The organism is Aquimarina sp. BL5 (genome assembly GCF_003443675.1).
Classification (GTDB): domain Bacteria; phylum Bacteroidota; class Bacteroidia; order Flavobacteriales; family Flavobacteriaceae; genus Aquimarina.
On the sequence record NZ_CP031963.1, the window covers coordinates 775,555 to 794,263 of the forward strand.

An 18,709-nucleotide genomic window follows, 5' to 3' on the forward strand; every position below is an offset into this window, starting at 1 on the left:
TTTTTGTATCCTTATAATTCTTCTTCTATAGTATCTAACTCTACTTTAAGATTTTCTATAATAAACTCTTGTCTATTAGGTGTATTTTTTCCCATATAAAAAGATAATAACTCCTCAATAGGTTTTTCTTTATCCAACATTACAGGATCTAAACGAATATCATCTCCAATAAAATGCACAAATTCATCTGGAGAAATTTCTCCCAGTCCCTTAAATCGGGTGATTTCTGGTTTTCCAGATAGTTTAGTAATGGCATCTCTTCTTTCTTGTTCAGAATAGCAATAAATAGTTTCTTTTTTATTTCTAACTCTAAATAATGGTGTTTGCAAAATATACAAATGTCCTTCTTTAATAACTTCTGGAAAAAACTGTAGAAAGAATGTAATCAACAAAAGCCTAATGTGCATTCCATCTACATCGGCATCGGTAGCAATAACAATATTATTATATCTAAGATCCTCTAATGACTCTTCTATATTAAGTGCCGCTTGCAATAGATTGAACTCTTCATTCTCATACACAATTTTCTTGCTCATGTTATAGCAATTCAAGGGCTTACCACGTAAACTAAAAACTGCTTGCGTATTTACATCTCTTGATTTTGTTATAGAACCACTTGCAGAGTCTCCCTCGGTAATAAACAAAGTACTCTCTAGATTTCGATCTTTCTTACTATCTGTAAGATGCACACGACAATCTCTTAATTTTTTATTATGTAAACTTGCCTTTTTAGCACGTTCACGCGCTAGTTTACGTATCCCAGATAAATCTTTACGTTCTCGTTCTGCTTGTAATATCTTGCGCTGAACACTTTCTGCTACATCCGAATTCTTATGTAAAAAGTTATCAAGTTTAGTTTTTATAAAGTCATTAATAAAAGTACGCACAGTTGGTAGTTTTCCACCCATTTCTGTAGAACCTAATTTGGTTTTGGTTTGACTCTCAAAAACCGGTTCCATTACTTTTATACTTATTGCAGATACAATTGATTTACGAATATCACTGGCTTCATAGTTTTTACCATAAAACTCTCTAATTGTTTTCACTATTGCTTCTCTAAAAGCAGCCTGATGTGTTCCTCCTTGCGTTGTATTCTGTCCATTTACAAAAGAATGATACTCCTCACTGTACTGTGTTTTACTATGTGTAATAGCAATTTCGATATCTTCTCCTAACAAATGAATAATAGGATACAATCGATCATCTTCATTGATAGTATCAGAAAGAAGATCTTTTAATCCGTTTTCAGAAAAATATTTTTCTCCATTAAATAATATAGTTAATCCTGGATTTAGATACACATAATTTTTAAGCATCTTCGCAACGTACTCTGTACGATACTTATAATTTTTAAAAATGGTATCATCTGGCACAAACGAAACTTTTGTTCCTTTTCTGCGAGAGGTTTCTTCTAAAACATCCTGATTCGTTAGATTCCCTTTCTCAAATTCTGCAGAAGCCGATTTCCCATCCCGTGTGGATTCTACTCTAAAAAATTTAGATAATGCATTTACAGCCTTAGTACCAACTCCATTTAACCCAACAGACTTCTTAAATGCTCTGGAATCATATTTACCTCCAGTATTCATCTTAGAAACTACATCTACTACTTTACCTAATGGAATCCCACGACCATAATCTCTTACAATCACTTTATCTCCTTGAATGGAAATCTCAATAGTTTTACCAGCACCCATGACATATTCATCAATAGAATTATCAAGTACTTCTTTTAGTAAAATATAAATTCCATCATCCGCAGATGATCCATCTCCAAGTTTACCAATATACATACCAGGTCGCATACGGATATGTTCTTTCCAGTCGAGGGATCGTATATTATCTTCGGTATATTTAGTTTCCTTACTCATAAATTTTGGGTAGAATGCTTGCTAATATAAGGTTTCACTTACGGAATTAAAATAGATACACTACAAAGTAATTAACAATTACAGCTTGTTTTTTGTTGATTATTTGGCTTACAGTAAATTGAAGATTTTCTAAGAAGTACTTGTCAATCATTTTTTTTAACCTCCAAAGAAAAACACCTATAAAACACGAGAAAACCCTTATATATCTTTTTAAAATAATTGAACACCTTTACACAACCTCATAAACAACTCATAATCAAAACACAACACCTACTTCCTGTACATTATTCCTATCTTAAATCAGGAACAATGTTCAATAAACTTTTTACCTAAACACATTTATTATGAAAAAAAGATTCATCTTACTTTTTGTACTTTCTTTAGTATTATTAACAAGCTGCAGTAGTGATGACAATACTGCACTGATTCCTTCCGCGGATATCATTGGAACCGTCGAACTTTATGACGATGATCAGAACATTATTGACAATACAAACATGACTATTTCTTTAGAGGGAAGTTCTCCCTTAATAACTGCTACAACAGATCTAAACGGAAATTACAACTTAAAAAATGTCCCCTTCGGAACCTATACTATAGTATATGAAAAGGAAGGTTTTGGAACCTACAAACGTTTTGATGTAGAACATACCGACGTAGGTGAATTTACATTAATCCCAGAACAATTAAAACTTGGTCAAATCTCTAATAGTATTATAACAGAAAATACAGTAGTAATAAACGGCAATTTCATTATTCTTACGGTCACTCGTCCTGAAACAGAAGACTTACTGGTAAAAAGATTACGAATTTTTTATCATAACAGCGAGAATGTAAGTAATGAAATTTACACCGAATTTTCACCTATTGTAGGAACTAACTCGAATCTTGCTAATCTAACTTTTTCAATAGCTTTTTTCATAAATTTAGGTTTTGAACCTGGAGATACGTTATGGTTTAAAGTATATGGTGATAATTTCTATAGCAATTCATATATGGATCCAGATCTAGGCGTTACCGTGTTTCCTAATGTAAATCCTATTACTGCAGATGCAGTTTCTATAGTTATTCCGTAAATACTAAAGTTTAATTATATTCTTAAAGTTACGAATATGAATTTTTTGAATAAAAAAAAAGGTGATCTTTTTCAAGATCACCTTACTTAAAAATATATCTGATTTCTCGAAACTATCTCTACTCTATTTCAAGTCAAATCGATCTAGATTCATAACCTTAGCCCAAGCTGCTACAAAATCTTGTACAAATTTTTCCTTTGCATCTTCAGAAGCATATACCTCCGTAACTGCTCTTAATTCGGTATTAGAACCAAAAATAAGATCAGCTCTAGTACCAGTAAACTTAGCTACTCCTGTTCTACGGTCACTACCTTCAAACAAAGTATCATCTTTTGATGTAGGTTTCCAAGTATATGTAAAATCTAAAATGTTTTTAAAGAAGTCATTGGTCAAAGCACCAACATTATCCGTAAATACTCCATGATTAGACTGATCATAATTTGCTCCTAACACTCTTAAACCTCCTACAAGAACTGTCATTTCCGGAATCGACAATGTTAGTAATTGAGCGCGATCTATTAGCAATTCTTCTGCAGCTAATTTTAAATCACCCCTCAAGTAATTTCTAAACCCATCAGCTAATGGCTCTAAATGTCCGAATGAATTGACATCCGTTTGTTCTTGTGTTGCATCTCCTCTACCACTTGTAAAAGGAACAGACACATCGTATCCTGCATTTTTAGCCGCTAATTCTACACCGACATTACCACCAAGTACAATAAGGTCTGCCATAGAAACATCTCCAGAAAAATCTTTTTGAATTCCTTGATAAACATCTAATACCGTAGATAAAGCCTTTGGACTATTTACCTCCCAACTCCTTTGTGGTTCTAAACGAAGACGTCCTCCATTTGCTCCTCCACGCTTATCAGAACCTCTAAATGTAGAGGCAGATGCCCAAGCTGTCGTTACTAGCTGTGATACCGTTAGACCAGAAACTGAAATCATTTTTTTTAAAGAGATAATATCCGAATCCTTAAGAGATGTTCCTGCAGGAATAGGATCTTGCCAAATTAATTCCTCAGTTGGAACTTCAGGTCCTAAATAACAAGACACTGGTCCCATATCTCTATGTGTTAATTTGTACCAAGCTCTTATAAAAGCATCTTCAAATTCTTCTGGATTATTACGAAAACGTTGAGAGATTTTTAAATAGTCAGGATCTATTTTTAATGCTATATCAGCATCCGTCATCATCAAAGCTTGCCTTTTTGAAGGGTCACCAGCAGTTGGTGCAGTTGGCGCACCGGAATCTGCTTTAGGAGTCCATTGACTTGCACCTGCCGGGCTTTTTGTTAACTCCCAATCATAATCCAATAATACTTTGAAATAATCATAATCCCATTTATCCGGATTAGGTGTCCAAGCACCTTCCAAACCACTGGTAATAGCATCATCTAATACCCCTGTTCCATAAGTGTTTTTCCACCCCGTACTCATTTGTTCAATAGAAGCCCCATGAGGTTCAACCCCGACATATTTATCTGGATCAGCAGCACCATGGGCCTTACCAAAAGTATGACCTCCTGCTGCAAGTGCCACAGTTTCTTCATCATTCATCGCCATACGTCCAAAAGTTTCTCTCATAAGCTTGGCTGTTTCTAATGGATTTGAAGAACCGTTCGGCCCTTCTGGATTCACATATATTAATCCCATATGAGCAGCACCTAGATGACCCTCCAGAGTTCCATGAGCAAAACGTTCTTTATTAGCTAACCACTCTGTCTCGTCTCCCCAATATACATCTTGTTCCGGTTCCCATACATCTTCTCTACCACCGGCAAAACCAAATGTTTTTAATCCCATAGACTCTATTGCACAATTGCCTGCAAGAATCATTAAGTCCGCCCAAGAAATTTTCTGACCATATTTTTGTTTAATAGGCCATAGTAATAAACGTGCTTTATCTAAGTTACCATTATCTGGCCAACTATTTAAAGGTGCAAAACGCTGATTACCGGTAGCTGCTCCTCCTCTACCATCACCTACACGATACGTACCAGCACTATGCCATGCCATACGTATCATTAACCCGCCATAATGACCATAATCTGCTGGCCACCAATCTTGAGAGTCTGTCATTAAAGCCACTACATCTGCTTTAAGTTCTTCATAATTAACACTATTAAATGCCTTAGCATAATCAAAATCTTTTCCCATTGGATCAGATTTTGTTGCATTCTGACGAAGAATATTTAATTTTAATTCATTTGGCCACCAATCACGATTTGTGGTACCTTGACCAGCAGAGGCCTTAGCAGTTCCGCCCATAAAAGGACATTTACTAATATCGCCCTCACCATTAATATTGTAACTTCCTGTGTTATCCATAATTTTATCGAGTTTTAAAGTATGTCTTTCCAAATTTAATGAATTGCATTTCTATTACATATAGATTAATTATATATTTAAATGAACTAACAATAAATAAAATCTATACTTCATTCGTAATCCTCATAAAATTAATCTAACGAATATTTGTGTAACCAAATGATTACATATATATTTGTAACCAATCAGTTACATTTAATAATGAGAAGAGACGTTTTTCAAGCTATTGCAGATCCAGTGAGAAGAGATATTATTTCCCTTTTAGCAGAACAAACACTGTCTATCAATGCTATTGCCGAAAAATTTGACATCAGTCGTCCTGCCATTTCAAAACATATCAAAATTCTTGAAGAATGTGGTATCATTTCCATAAACAAACAAGGTAGAGAACGTTACTGTTTAATTCAACCTAGAAACCTGCTTCCAGCTTTTCTATGGATAGATCAATACAAAACTTTATGGGAGGAAAAATTAGATTCCTTCGAAAATTATTTAAACCAATTACAATCTAAAACCAAAGACAATGAGTAACTTAAACAATCGCACACTATCCTTAAAGAGAACCTTTAATGCACCCATTAAATTAGTCTGGGAAGCATGGTCACAGTCAGAACATATTGCGCAATGGTGGGGACCAAAAGGAATGGAAACTAAAATAATAGAACATAATTTTAGTGAAGGTGGAACATGGAAATATGCTATGCTTATGCCAGATGGAAATGAATTCATAGCAGATGGTATTTATACAGAAATTGTAGCGTTTCAAAAAATAATTTCATCAGCTAATTTTAAACCGATGACCGAAGGTGTAGAAATACAAGCACTGTTTGAAGAAGACGGAGATAAAACCAATTTCACTTTTAATGTAGTTCACGCTACTGAAGAATATTGTCAACAACAAGAAAAAATGGGCTTTATGAACGGATGGGGGTCTGTTTTTGATAGATTAGGTGTCTTTGTTCAGGTTTCAGATTAAAAATAACATGAACTTAATCTACTGGAAATTATAAATCTTAAGTATTTAATATTAAAAAAATAAGATGTGCTAGTCGGCTACTTCTTCGCTATCCTAAAAAAATAATACCTTTAACAAAAAACTGCTAAAGAAAGTGAATTGTAACTATTGGTATTAAAGTTTATGGAAAAAGAAAAAGATGCTGAAAACGCTCTGAAACAAAATAAAGAGTATGACACTATTATAATTGGCTCAGGTGCAGGAGGTCTTTCTGCAGCAATATGTTTAGCTCGTTCAGGTCAAAAGGTATTGGTATTAGAACAACACGATGTTCCTGGTGGATGGTGTCATAGTTTTTATCTAAATGGATACCGTTTTACACCTGGAGTTCATTATGTAGGTTTACTAAACAAAGGGGAATCAACCAGCACACTTTATGAAGGGCTTGGTATTGCTAATAATATTTCTTTTTTTAGAATGAATCCTAAGGCTTATGAACATTGCTGGATTGGCAAAGAACGTATTGATATGCCCGCTGGATATGAAAACATAAAAGAAGTACTAGCTAAACGGTTTCCTGAAGAAGAAAAAGGAGTAGCAAGTTATTTAAAGCTTGTTAGTGATGTATGCTATGAGCTACAATTAATTCCCAAAGTAAAGGGTTTTTGGGCGCATCTTACAATACCTTTTCGCACTAAGAACATGGGAAAATACAGTGTTTTTAGTTTAAGAAAAGTAATAAAAAAACATATAAAGAGCCCATTACTCAAAGCTGTTCTAAATATACAGATTGGAGATCATGGTTTACCACCTTCTAAAGCTAGTTTTCCGTTACACGCAGCTGTTATGGGGCATTACTCTAGTGGTGGCTACTACCCTATTGGTGGTGGCGGAGCATTGGTAAAAGCCATGACCAATGCGATAAAAGAACATAAAGGAGAAATAAGAACTAGTAAAAAAGTAAAACAAATTTTACTGGAAGGAGATAAGAAAAAGAAAGCTACTGGAGTAGAACTAGAAAGTGGAGAAAAGATTTTTGCGAAAAGAATTATCTCTAACGCAGACCCTGATAAGACATTTCTTGATTTAATAGGGAGAAACAATATCAGTAAAAAGCTAAGTAAGCGTCTTGATAAAACAAAATACTCTTGTACTTCCCTAATGCTTTTCTTAACCGTGGATATGGATGTTAGAAAAGCAGGTTTAGATTCCGGTAATATCTGGATGATGAACAACGAGGATCTTGACAAAGTTTTTGAAGAAACCCAGAAAATAGACCTTTTAGAAGGAGATACATTTCCAGGAATGTTTATTAGCTGTACAACGTTAAAAGACCCCATAAGTTTTGACGGTAGGTATCATACAATAGAAGCAATTACATACATCAATCACAAATCGTTCAATGCCTACAAAAATGAAGGTGACAGACGTTCTGAATCTTATCTAATTTTTAAGGAAAAGCTGATCAAAAAAATGATAAGAACTTTAGAAACAGTTATTCCAGGAGTTGGCGATAAAATTGTACAAAAAGAATTAGGTACTCCAATAACCAATGAATACTATATTAACTCTACTAATGGTTGTGTATATGGAACAGAAAAAAGTTTTTGGCAAATTGGACCTTTTGCTTATAAAGCAAAAAGTGAAATTGAAAACCTATATTTATGTGGTGCCAGTGTATTATCCCATGGAGTAGCAGGAGCAGGTTATTCTGGAGTAGAGACTGCAGCAAAAATTCTTAAATGCAGACAGGAAGACCTTATACTTCCTGATGATAATCAGAATATTAGAATTTATGAAGCAGAAGACGACAGTGAATATCCTGATTGGATGCGTAAAAAGATTCAGGTAAAAAAAGATCGCTTAGCAGCTGGTGTTGGTGGATTCCCAGAAATAGACTAGCAGAAATTAATAAATATTCTTCTTATCTTTATAACACCACCCACTAAAAACTAACCTTAGTTATCATATGTTCACAGTAGAAGAATTAAGCAGCGTTCAAAAACGGAAACAACTTATTGATTTAGCCCATCAAAAAAATATTGATATAAATAAAATATTGGCTAAAATCAGATATGAGGAAGAGCTTAGATTCTTACAAGCAGAATTGGTGAATCTTCAAAATTGGATTGCTAAAAAGAAACTACGAGTAGCTGTAATTTTTGAGGGTCGTGATGCTGCCGGAAAAGGAGGTTCTATTAAACGTTTTACAGAACATCTTAATCCTCGTTCTATGAGAATAGTAGCACTAACAAAACCTACTGAAATAGAAAAGGGACAATGGTATTTTAGAAGATATATTAAAGAATTACCAAATCCTGGTGAAATCGTTTTTTTTGATCGTAGTTGGTATAATCGCGCTGTAGTGGAGCCTGTAATGGGTTTTTGCAATAACAAACAGTATAAAAAATTCATGGTGCAAGTACCAGAATTTGAACACATGCTTTATGAAGATGGTATTATTGTTATAAAATTTTGGTTCTCTATCTCTAAAGAAGAACAGAAAAAACGCTTTGATGCCAGATTAAAAAACCCTCTTAAAGTATGGAAATTTAGTCCTGTGGATATGGAAGGGCAAAAATTATGGAATAAATACAGTCATTATAAAGAACAAATGTTCTCTAAAACTCATACTACGTTTAGTCCTTGGGTTATCGTGAAAACAAATAATAAAAAGACCGCAAGATTAGAAAGTATGCGATATGTACTTTCTCAATTTGACTATATGGGCAGATCGAAAGCAAAAACCACTATACTACCCGATCCAAATGTTATTTTACGATATTATAGATTTGTTGAACAAATAGATATTTAAGACATGTCAGAAACTCAAAAAACTCAACAAATAGATCTTTCTGAAGAAAACCTAACACTACTAAACTCCAGTATTGGTCTTAAATATCTATTTGCAGATAAAAAGATTGATTTACAAAAGGTCATTCGCATGGCTCAGTATGAAACAGAGTTAAAAGAATTACAAGTAGAATTAATTAAACTACAAGAATGGACTATAAAAAACGGAAAGAAAATTGTTATACTTTTTGAAGGTCGTGATGCTGCTGGAAAAGGAGGTGCAATAAGGAGAATAACTGCTCATATTAATCCAAGACAATTCCGCATTATTGCATTACCTAAACCTTCAAAAGAAGAAGAAGGACAATGGTATTTTCAGCGGTATATCAATCAACTCCCACAGCCTGGAGAGATCGTTTTTTTTGACCGTAGCTGGTATAATCGGGCAGTTGTAGAGCCTGTCAATAATTTTTGTACGCAACAGCAATATCAAACTTTTATGGGTCAGGTAAATGATTTCGAAAGAATGTTATTAGAATCTGACACCTATCTGATTAAATTCTATTTTTCTATTACCAAAGAAGAACAGGCACGCAGATTTAAAGATATAAAAATGAGCCCTCTTAAAAAATGGAAAATGACCAAAGTAGATGAAAGTGCCCAAGAATTATGGGACGAGTATACCAAGTATAAGGTAAAAATGTTCGAACATACGAATACAGAAAAATCTCCTTGGATTATTATCGAAGCCGATAGAAAAACAAAAGCAAGAATCGAAGCGATTCAACATGTTTTAGATAAAATCCCTTATAACCAATAACACTAAAAAAAAGACTTTCTGAAAAACAACTTTATTATGTCAAACTGAGCTTCATCCAGAGACGGACAGTTTCAGGTTTTGTTCACTTTCCAGAAAGCCTCTTTTTTCTGTATACTTTCCTTAGATTATCCTTTTAACCAAGCGTTTCTTAGTGCTAATTGATCTTTTGTTGGAGCTTCGATATCACTTAAAACTTCTCCTTTTGTAAAAGATTTTGTCAATTTGGTTTTTACAACAATCTCTTCTCCTGCTCTATCTAACTTTACTTCTACATCATCACCTTCTTGCCACTGAAGTGTTCCCTGCAATACCGAATTAGCATTCGTTAAAGTTAATTTTGTTCCATTAACCTCTTTTATTACATCATAAGCTCGTACCCCATTATCTGCCCAAAAACTATTTTCTGCTACTAATTCTGTAAAGAAAATAGTTCCTTTATCCTGATCTCCACCAACTATAATAGCACTGCCGTTTCTAACGTAATCAGTTTCTATATCTTTAGCACCAATAGAAAGTCCTACTTTTTGAAAAAAGTCATTATAATTAATCGGAGTATTACCTATCACATGAGTTTTTAAAAATTCTCCTATAGATGGGTATGTCATTGCTGTTATTTCTTCAATAATCTTATCATCCTCAAAAGGTTTGTTTTTTCCATATTTTAATGACAATTCCTTCATTAGTGATAAAATACCACGGTTTCCGTTACTTTCTTCTCTCATTAATATATCAATACACATTCCTATCAAAGCTCCTTTTTCATAAACATTTGCATAATTCTTAGCATAAGGTTCATTCAGTATATTTTCGCTCATTACAGTAAAACTCATTGCATCATCGTACCTACTAGCAGATTCGATTTTACCCATCATTTTAGTATAAAACTCATCTTCTCCTACTAAGTCTTGATTAATTTGGAAAACACTTGCAAAATATTCTGTAACTCCTTCATACATCCATAAATGTTTGGAAAACGTTGGATCATTATAATCAAAATAATGGACATCTTCAGAATGTACACTTAATGGAGTAACTATATGAAAAAACTCATGAGATACTACATCTATCATTGCTGATGTCAATGCATCTTCTGGAATTGCTTCTGGTAGCACAACCACTGTAGATGTATGATGCTCTAGTGCTCCAAAACCTGTTGGTGCTGTTTGCGATTGAGGTGCTAGATATAAATAGATATCATATCTAGGTGTACTATCGATATCTCCTAAATACGCTTTTTGAGCCTTCATCATTTTAAAAACGGTCTCTTTAATCCCTGCCGCGGTATACGCTTTATTTGGAGAATAAACACTTAAAACTATTTTGATCCCTCCTACTTCGAATTCTTCTACATCTAATTTACCATACATCATCGGGTTGTCTGTAACATCAAAATACCTAGCTGCAAAATACTTATCTGTAGTAATAGTTCCATCTTCATTCTTTTCGGATCCAACATTTTGTAATGCAGAAGTTCTTTGCATATCGGTTGGTGCTTTTACTTCTAATGCATATTGATTATTTTTCAATACATCAAAATATCCTATAAACCCATGTAAGTTCAATACAAAATTATCTGTCTCTATATTTGTTCCAGATGGAGAAAAAGGTGTTTCTACACTAGTATTTTCTATATCATAAGTATCATTTACCTGATATATAATTTTATCTAATTGTTTAGCATTTGTAATTAACCACGTATTCGAATCTAATTTTTCTGTAGCCAACTCTACTCCATTATAATCTAACGCTCTGAAATCATCCACAAATTTCCCAAAATCACTAACTGCATATGTCCCTTGCACAACTTTTGGTAAGTAGTATTTTACTGTGTCTTGAATAAAACGTCCTGGATTTATTACAACAGGAACTTTATCATCTGTTATTTGTGTTAAGTCTACCTCTGTAGCAATTGGTGTTTTAGAAGCAATATCGTTTGATTGATTAATGGATCCACATCCAATTAGCAAAAGACTAATGGATAGTGTAATAAATATGTTCTTCATGTATTCAATTATTTATTATGCTAGACGCAAAAAATTAGTGAGTGTTACAACTTTGGTCGCGCAAAATATATAATTTGTATAGACTTTAACCTATTTTTGATAATTATTTACTTATTTATCTATCACTTTGGATATTTTAATTGACACAAATAGATTACGGCTTTCTGACAATCCCGAATCATTTAATCCTTTACTTTCTACGATCATATTTTTGCACGATTCTCTCGGATGCATCGAGCTTTGGAGAGATTTCCCTAAAAAAATAAGTGCCCTTATTAATTGCAACGTACTTTCTTATGATCGCCAAGGCTATGGTAAATCAAATAGTTTTTCTGAATTAAAAAGAAACAAAAACTATCTTCATAAAGAAGCGGATGTACTCGCCAAATTAATAGATCAACTTTCATTAAAAAATGTAATACTATTCGGTCATAGTGATGGAGGAAGTATTGCATTACTGGCAGCCTCTTTATATCCAAAAAAAATAAAAGGAATTATTACTGAAGGAGCACACGTTTTTGTAGAAAAAGAAACTTTGCAAGGGATAAGAAATGCAAAAGTTGCTTATGAAACTACTAATTTAAAAGAAAAGCTCGCTAGGTATCACGGTGAAAAAACAGAAGATGTATTTAGAATGTGGACAGAAACTTGGCTTTCGCCATCATTCGAGGATTGGAATATAGAAAGTTACTTACCTGCAATTCAATGTCCTTCTCTCATTATTCAAGGAGAAAACGATGAATATGGCTCGATGGATCAAGTTTCGAGTATTGTTCAAAAAACTTCAGGAAAATCTAAATCTCTTATTATACCAAATGTGGGTCACACTCCTCATAAAGAATCAACGGACATTGTACTAAAGAAAACTAAAGATTTTACCCTAAATTTATGAATTCGTGGTAGTATTATCCTCCAAAACACTATGAAATCAAATGTTTGAAGAATTAAATCTCTATTTTTGATTATTAATAACGTAACCTCTTAAACCAACCTTTTTATATTATGAAATTCGTCAAATCATTTTTATTACTACTATTTGTAATATCTATTGCTAAAGCACAAGAGAATCTTCCTTATCAAAAACCCGTAAAAGAGATTTTAGATCTAGTAGATGTAACATTAGCCCCTTCGGTTAGAATAGATCAAAAAGGAGAAAATTTAATTTTTTTATATCGAGATGGTTATAAAACCATTACAGAATTATCAGAACAAGAAATGCGATTAGCGGGATTAAGAATTAATCCTAAAACAAATATTTCTAGTAGAGCTAATTATTATAAAAACATTAAATTAAAGAAAACTGGAGATACAGAAGCTAAACAAGTAATTGGTCTGCCTGATAATCCAAGAATTACTTATGTGGCTTGGTCTCCGGATCAAACAAAAGCAGCCTTTACTAATACTACAGCAAATGGCGTAGAATTATGGGTTTTAGATATTAATACTTTTAATGCTACTAAAATTACAGATGCTTCTTTGAATGCTAATATGGGTTCACCTTTCAGGTGGTTTAAAGATAATTCAGCACTTTTAGTAAAGTTTTTACCAAAGAACAGAGAATCTTTAATTGATACTCAAAACACCGTTCCTAAAGGTCCTACAATTTCTGTTAGTGAAGGAACAAAAGCACAAAACAGAACGTATCAAGATCTGCTAAAAAACCCTAATGACGAATATAATTTTGAACAACTAGCTACTTCTGAAATTTCTAAAGTTTCTATAGACGGATCCAAAAAAGAATGGGCATCAGCTGGAATGTATAGTGATTTTTCGTTTTCCCCTAATGGAGAATATGTGATGATCACAAAAATCGAAAAGCCCTTTTCTTATTTAGTTCCCTATTACCGATTTCCAAAGGAAACTACTATTTATAAAAGTACAGGGGAAAGTTTTAAAATTGTAAATCAAGTTCCTATTGATGAAGTTCGCCCAAAAGGTTTTATGTCCACAAGAACTGGAAAAAGATCTATGAATTGGAGAGCGGATAAGCCTGCATCTATAACTTGGGCTGAAGCTTTAGACAAAGGAGATCCTGATATCAAAGTTGAATATCGTGATGAAGTTTTTCAACAAGATGCACCCTTTAATAAAGACCCCGTTTCGCTATTAAAAACGATTAATCGATATAGTGGTATTCAATGGAGTAGCACTGATGAAGTAGCATTTGCATATGATTATTGGTGGAATACTAGAAATACGAAAACATATGTTTTTAACCCCAACAAACTTTCAGAAAAACCAAAAATCATTTTTGATCGAAATTATCAAGATAGATACAGTGATCCAGGAAGCTTTGTAAACACTAGAAACGAATACGGAAAATCAGTTGTAAATATTGATAAGAAACATGTATATCTTACGGGTGATGGCTACACAAAAGATGGGCAATTTCCTTTTATAGACAAGCTTAATCTAAGCGACACTAAGACAACAAGAGTTTATCAATCTTCTTATACTGATAAAGTAGAGAACATTTATTATGCCACCAATATCAAAAAAGGAGAATTTCTTGTAGGTATCGAATCACCTAGCGAATACCCTAACTTTTATATTAGAAATATTACTACTAAAAACGGGTTGAAGCAAATTACCAACTTCAAAAACCCTTTCTCCGCAATACAAGATGTTCATAAAGAAGTTATAAAATATAAAAGAGAAGATGGATTAGAACTATCAGGTACTTTATATCTCCCTATTGGTTATGATACTGCAAAAAAAGAAAAAATGCCAATGATCTTATGGGCATATCCGAGAGAATTTAAAGATAAAAATAGTGCTTCACAATCTACATCTAATCCTAATGAATTTACCTACCCTTTTTGGGGCTCCATGATTTATTGGGTAACAAGAGGATATGTAGTATTAGATGGTGCTTCTTTTCCTATAGTTGGCGAAGGAGATGAAGAGCCTAATGATTCTTTTAGAAAACAATTAGTCGCTAATGGTAAGGCTGCCATTGATGCAGTTGATGCGTTAGGATACATTGATAGAAATCGTGTAGCCGTTGGTGGACATTCTTATGGTGCCTTTATGACTGCTAACTTATTATCACACTCTGATCTTTTTGCTGCCGGGATTGCCAGAAGTGGAGCATATAATAGAACCCTAACTCCTTTTGGTTTTCAAAGTGAAGAACGTAGTTATTGGGAAGCTCCAGATGTGTACTATACTATGTCTCCATTTATGCATGCCGATAAAATGAAGACTCCTCTACTACTTATACACGGAGAAGCTGATAATAATTCTGGAACGTATCCATTACAAAGTGAGCGTTACTTTAATGCCTTAAAAGGTTTAGGAGCAACGGCAAGATTAATCATGTTACCGAAAGAAAGTCATGGATATAGAGCTAAAGAGTCAATTTTACATTTGATTTGGGAGCAAGATCAATGGCTTGAAAAATATGTTAAAAACAGAAGACCACCAATATCTGATGGAACTAACTAGATAAATAACACCAAATAAAAAGAAGCCAGAAAAGTTATTTTTTTCTGGCTTCTTTTTATTTCCGTCTATACTATAACAATCTCACTAAGGCAACAAGTTTTTAGCAATAATATCTCGAAGATCATTTTTATTTAATGGTTTATTAATAATATCATTCATCCCAATAGCTAAACATTCCTCCTGAACTTCTCCTAACTCTGCAGCGGTTAATGCTATTATAGGAGTGGTTTTATCAAATTCTCTAATTCTTTTTGTGGCTTCACTACCATTTAGATAAGGCATATTAAGATCCATTAATATTAAATCAAAATCTTCCTTTTTAACCATCTGCAATGCATTAAAACCATTTTCTACAATAACGCAATCATACCCAATCAAACTCAATAAATTTTTAGTCACAATTTGATTAATCTTATTGTCTTCTGCGACCAATATCCTACGATAAACATTAGTCGTACCGTTATTCCGTTCATTTACAGAATGCTCTTCTCCCTCTTCTAATATTTCAAATTTCAAGTCGAAGTAAAACTTAGCACCTCGTCCTTCATTACTTTCTAAATGGACTTTACTGTCCATCATTTCTAAAAGGTTTTTTACAATGGAAAGTCCCAAACCTGTTCCTTCTACTTTGTTAGATTCTCTATCTACTTGAGAAAATTTCTCAAATACAAAATCCTTTTTGTCGTCAGGAATCCCTACCCCACTATCCTCGACCTCATAACGAATATAAATAGTGTTATTTTCTTTATTAAGTATTTTGATTCTCAACCATATTCTTCCTTTTTCAGTAAACTTAGAGGCATTCCCTATCAAATTAATCAGAATTTCTGACAATCTAAGCGAATCTACGTTGAGAGCATCCGGTAAATCATTGGGTACATCAAGAATAAGTTCATTGTCTTTACTTTTTGCCTGGTACTCGAATGAATTCAGTAAATTCTGTGATAATTTAAAAAGGTTTGTAGGTGTTTTTGCCAACCTTACTTTATTGGATTCTATCTTACTTATCTGTAGTACATTATTAATTAGATTTAAAAGATAATCTCCTGAAAACTTTAATGAACCTAATAATTGTTTATGTTTCTCTAACACATCTTTATCCTCAAGTAGCAATGAGGTTATTCCTACGACACCATACAATGGAGTTCTCAGTTCGTGACTAACTGTAGATATAAATTGAGATTTTACTTGGGTTAGTTTTTCAGCTTGGGCTTTAGCTTCTATTAGTTGTTTATTTTTATCTTTTAGTACGTGATTTAACTTTTTCTTTGATCGATACCCTATATATAAGAAAAATGCAGTAGCCAATAAAAATATCAAACCTGCAACAGAAATAATATTAATTGTTCTGTTGTTTTTTGCCATTTTGGTCTGATACTCCTTTTCAGTTTTTGTTACTTCTAATTCTCTTTTATACTCGTCTACATTAAAACTAACTCTTGCAATTTCAATCTGTTTCAGCTTTTCTTTATTGTAAACCTTATCTTTATATTCTTGAAAACGTTTTATATCATTATACGCTTCCGTTAGGTTACCTTTCTTTTCGAACATCTCTGCCCTAGCTTCGTAAAGATAGGAAAGCTCTAATAGCATATTATGCTTTTCTGCAATCTCGATAGATTCTTTAAAATACTCTTCTGCTTCTGCATATTGATTTTGACTTAAAGCAAGTCTACCTTTAAGGTAATATACCTCACAATACCCTTCTATATCCCTATTTTCCACTACTAACTTGTTGGCTTCTTCTAAATACGGAATAGCTTTATCAAATTGTTTTGCATCTATATAAGTCCAAGCAAGATTAATCACTGGAGTCATATATTCTTGTGAGTCATTTAACAACTTTCCAAACTCGGTAGCTTTACTATAAAAAACCAGCGAAGCTTCTAGGTCTTTATAACCATCAGAATGCACATTACCTAAACCATTATTGTTCCATAATATAAGTAATGAATCATTTGCTTCTTCTGCGTATTTTAACGATTTTTTGAAATATTGCTCCGCATTTTTATAATCAACAAGTGTTTCATAATTGTAAGCCATTAAATAATAGGCCTCTGATTTATAATGATCATTATCTAATTCATGAGCATAATTAGCTGCCTTAATTGCGTATTCTAAAGATTCCTTAATCTTATACTCGAAGGTAAGATTATTAGCGGTATCTATTAAATATTGAAAACTGTCATTGACGGGGAATTTAGATTCTTGCTGACTGTAAACCAAATAAGGAATAGAGAGTATAAAATATGTGAATAGAAATATTTTTCTCAAAACATGTAACTTTTATAAATGTCTTAACTTCTCTAATACAATCATATCAACTATCAATAAATGTATTCAGTCAATAAAGTTAATTTACTAAAAAAAAACAGAAAAACGTTTATTTTATAAAGTTAAGATAAAGACTCTCTCATACATTACTTTCTTTCTTTACTCTTTTTTGTGACACTATAAATCCCTAAAATTACAATCGCAGCGCCAATAATTTGTATTTGGGATAAACTTTCTCCTAAAAAGAAAAAGGCAAGTATAATGGTAGATATTGGTCCAAGACTACCAATGATAGCAACATTTGAAGCTCCTAATTTTCCTATTGCGTAAGAGATGAGATATGACGGAATTATGGTAGAAAAAAAAGCCATCAGAATACTCAAGAAATATACTTCTGAAGAATAACTTGTTAAGTCTCCTCTATCAAAAGCTAAATATTGAAAAATTATACATAAAGAAGATACAATCATCGCATAAGAGGTAAATGAAATAACTCCAAACTTAGGTATTAACCAACCGCTACCAACTAAATAGGTTGCATATGTAAGCGCACTTAGAAAAATTAAAGATCCTCCTAAAATAAGGTTTGACGTCTCTAATTGAAGTTCTTGCCAAAAAGTAATTACTACTCCTATGTAGGTAATAATTATGGCTACTAACTGTTGTTTTGTTATTTTATCTTTTAAAAATATTCTGGAAATGATAATGACCAAAGTTGGGTATACAAATAGAATTATGCGTTCCAATCCCGCTTTTATGTATTGTAATCCCAGAAAATCAAAGTAACTCGCTAAATAGTACCCTACAAAACCAAAAAATATGATCCACAAATAATCTATTTTTCTTATTTTTTCGGGGTTTGAAGGTTTGTTAAATATAGCTATAGCAAAATAAAAAGGAAGAGAAAATGACATCCTAAATAATAACAAATGTTCTGAAGTTATATCATATTTATAAGCCAATTTGACCATCACCGCCTTCGCGGAAAACAAAACTACACCAATAACTGCTACAATGATTCCTATAGAAATCTGTTTAGATTTTTGCATCTTATAAAAATAAACGCAATATTTTTGGTTCTCTTTCTGAATCAATAAAAAATACGATGTCCAACAAAAAAACCTCCTAGAAAATCATCT

Annotated in this window: 13 protein-coding genes; 8 read left to right on the forward strand and 5 right to left on the reverse strand. The window is 32.9% G+C overall.

The annotated features are described in order from the left end of the window. Positions 1–11 precede the first annotated feature (11 nt). Positions 12–1,871 (reverse strand): DNA topoisomerase IV subunit B, encoded by a 1,860-nt coding sequence (locus tag D1818_RS03530; RefSeq protein ID WP_118456419.1) that lies wholly within the window; start codon positions 1,869–1,871, stop codon positions 12–14. Between the two features lie 344 nt (positions 1,872–2,215). Here D1818_RS03530 and D1818_RS03535 point away from each other — a divergent pair, with 344 nt between their 5' ends. Continuing rightward, positions 2,216–2,947 carry a carboxypeptidase-like regulatory domain-containing protein gene (locus D1818_RS03535; protein ID WP_118456420.1) on the forward strand — a complete coding sequence of 244 codons (732 nt, stop codon included), beginning with the start codon at positions 2,216–2,218 and terminating at the stop codon, positions 2,945–2,947. A 123-nt stretch (positions 2,948–3,070) separates the two neighbouring features. Here the strand turns inward: D1818_RS03535 and katG are convergent, their stop codons facing one another. Continuing rightward, complete coding sequence (katG, locus tag D1818_RS03540) at positions 3,071–5,278, reverse strand: catalase/peroxidase HPI (RefSeq protein ID WP_118456421.1); 2,208 nt, start codon at positions 5,276–5,278, stop codon at positions 3,071–3,073. A 159-nt stretch (positions 5,279–5,437) separates the two neighbouring features. On the opposite strand from katG, the gene D1818_RS03545 reads away from it, so the two are divergent. The 5 genes from D1818_RS03545 (at position 5,438) to ppk2 (D1818_RS03565) (ending at position 9,846) form a co-directional block, all read left to right on the forward strand. After that, entirely contained in the window at positions 5,438–5,809 is a 372-nt protein-coding gene (locus D1818_RS03545) for a helix-turn-helix transcriptional regulator (RefSeq protein WP_233558533.1), read from the forward strand. Next, on the forward strand, positions 5,802–6,254 hold the full coding sequence (locus D1818_RS03550) for an SRPBCC domain-containing protein (RefSeq protein ID WP_118456423.1): 453 nt from the start codon (positions 5,802–5,804) through the stop codon (positions 6,252–6,254). The genes D1818_RS03545 and D1818_RS03550 overlap by 8 nt, the downstream gene beginning before the upstream one ends. A 162-nt stretch (positions 6,255–6,416) precedes the next feature. Continuing rightward, a complete protein-coding gene (locus tag D1818_RS03555; RefSeq protein ID WP_118456424.1) occupies positions 6,417–8,135 on the forward strand; it encodes an NAD(P)/FAD-dependent oxidoreductase in 1,719 nt (572 codons plus the stop codon). A 67-nt stretch (positions 8,136–8,202) separates the two neighbouring features. Beyond that, positions 8,203–9,048, forward strand: a complete 846-nt coding sequence (gene ppk2 / locus D1818_RS03560; protein ID WP_118456425.1) for a polyphosphate kinase 2 — start codon at positions 8,203–8,205, stop codon at positions 9,046–9,048. Positions 9,049–9,051: 3 nt separating this feature from the next. Beyond that, positions 9,052–9,846: a polyphosphate kinase 2 gene (ppk2, locus tag D1818_RS03565; protein ID WP_118456426.1), complete on the forward strand. Its 795-nt coding sequence runs from the start codon at positions 9,052–9,054 to the stop codon at positions 9,844–9,846. Positions 9,847–9,971: 125 nt separating this feature from the next. Here the strand turns inward: ppk2 (D1818_RS03565) and D1818_RS03570 are convergent, their stop codons facing one another. Further along, positions 9,972–11,849, reverse strand: coding sequence for a peptidase M61 (locus D1818_RS03570; protein ID WP_118456427.1), 1,878 nt, complete (start codon positions 11,847–11,849; stop codon positions 9,972–9,974). Between the two features lie 127 nt (positions 11,850–11,976). Here D1818_RS03570 and D1818_RS03575 point away from each other — a divergent pair, with 127 nt between their 5' ends. Continuing rightward, a complete protein-coding gene (locus D1818_RS03575; protein ID WP_199726271.1) occupies positions 11,977–12,741 on the forward strand; it encodes an alpha/beta fold hydrolase in 765 nt (254 codons plus the stop codon). Between the two features lie 110 nt (positions 12,742–12,851). After that, complete coding sequence (locus D1818_RS03580; protein WP_118456428.1) at positions 12,852–15,296, forward strand: S9 family peptidase; 2,445 nt, start codon at positions 12,852–12,854, stop codon at positions 15,294–15,296. A gap of 84 nt (positions 15,297–15,380) precedes the next feature. On the opposite strand, the gene D1818_RS03585 is transcribed toward D1818_RS03580, so the two are convergent. Both D1818_RS03585 and D1818_RS03590 read right to left on the reverse strand, forming a co-directional pair. Continuing rightward, positions 15,381–17,570: a response regulator gene (locus D1818_RS03585; RefSeq protein WP_118456429.1), complete on the reverse strand. Its 2,190-nt coding sequence runs from the start codon at positions 17,568–17,570 to the stop codon at positions 15,381–15,383. A 146-nt stretch (positions 17,571–17,716) separates the two neighbouring features. Beyond that, positions 17,717–18,619, reverse strand: coding sequence for a DMT family transporter (locus tag D1818_RS03590; RefSeq protein WP_118456430.1), 903 nt, complete (start codon positions 18,617–18,619; stop codon positions 17,717–17,719). Positions 18,620–18,709 lie beyond the last annotated feature (90 nt).

Coding starts and splice junctions, on each gene's coding strand:
- D1818_RS03530 (WP_118456419.1), bottom strand. CDS start 1,871: ATGAGTAAGGAAACTAAATATACCGAAGATAATATACGATCCCTCGAC.
- D1818_RS03535 (WP_118456420.1), top strand. CDS start 2,216: ATGAAAAAAAGATTCATCTTACTTTTTGTACTTTCTTTAGTATTATTA.
- katG (WP_118456421.1), bottom strand. CDS start 5,278: ATGGATAACACAGGAAGTTACAATATTAATGGTGAGGGCGATATTAGT.
- D1818_RS03545 (WP_233558533.1), top strand. CDS start 5,438: ATGATTACATATATATTTGTAACCAATCAGTTACATTTAATAATGAGA.
- D1818_RS03550 (WP_118456423.1), top strand. CDS start 5,802: ATGAGTAACTTAAACAATCGCACACTATCCTTAAAGAGAACCTTTAAT.
- D1818_RS03555 (WP_118456424.1), top strand. CDS start 6,417: ATGGAAAAAGAAAAAGATGCTGAAAACGCTCTGAAACAAAATAAAGAG.
- ppk2 (WP_118456425.1), top strand. CDS start 8,203: ATGTTCACAGTAGAAGAATTAAGCAGCGTTCAAAAACGGAAACAACTT.
- ppk2 (WP_118456426.1), top strand. CDS start 9,052: ATGTCAGAAACTCAAAAAACTCAACAAATAGATCTTTCTGAAGAAAAC.
- D1818_RS03570 (WP_118456427.1), bottom strand. CDS start 11,849: ATGAAGAACATATTTATTACACTATCCATTAGTCTTTTGCTAATTGGA.
- D1818_RS03580 (WP_118456428.1), top strand. CDS start 12,852: ATGAAATTCGTCAAATCATTTTTATTACTACTATTTGTAATATCTATT.
- D1818_RS03590 (WP_118456430.1), bottom strand. CDS start 18,619: ATGCAAAAATCTAAACAGATTTCTATAGGAATCATTGTAGCAGTTATT.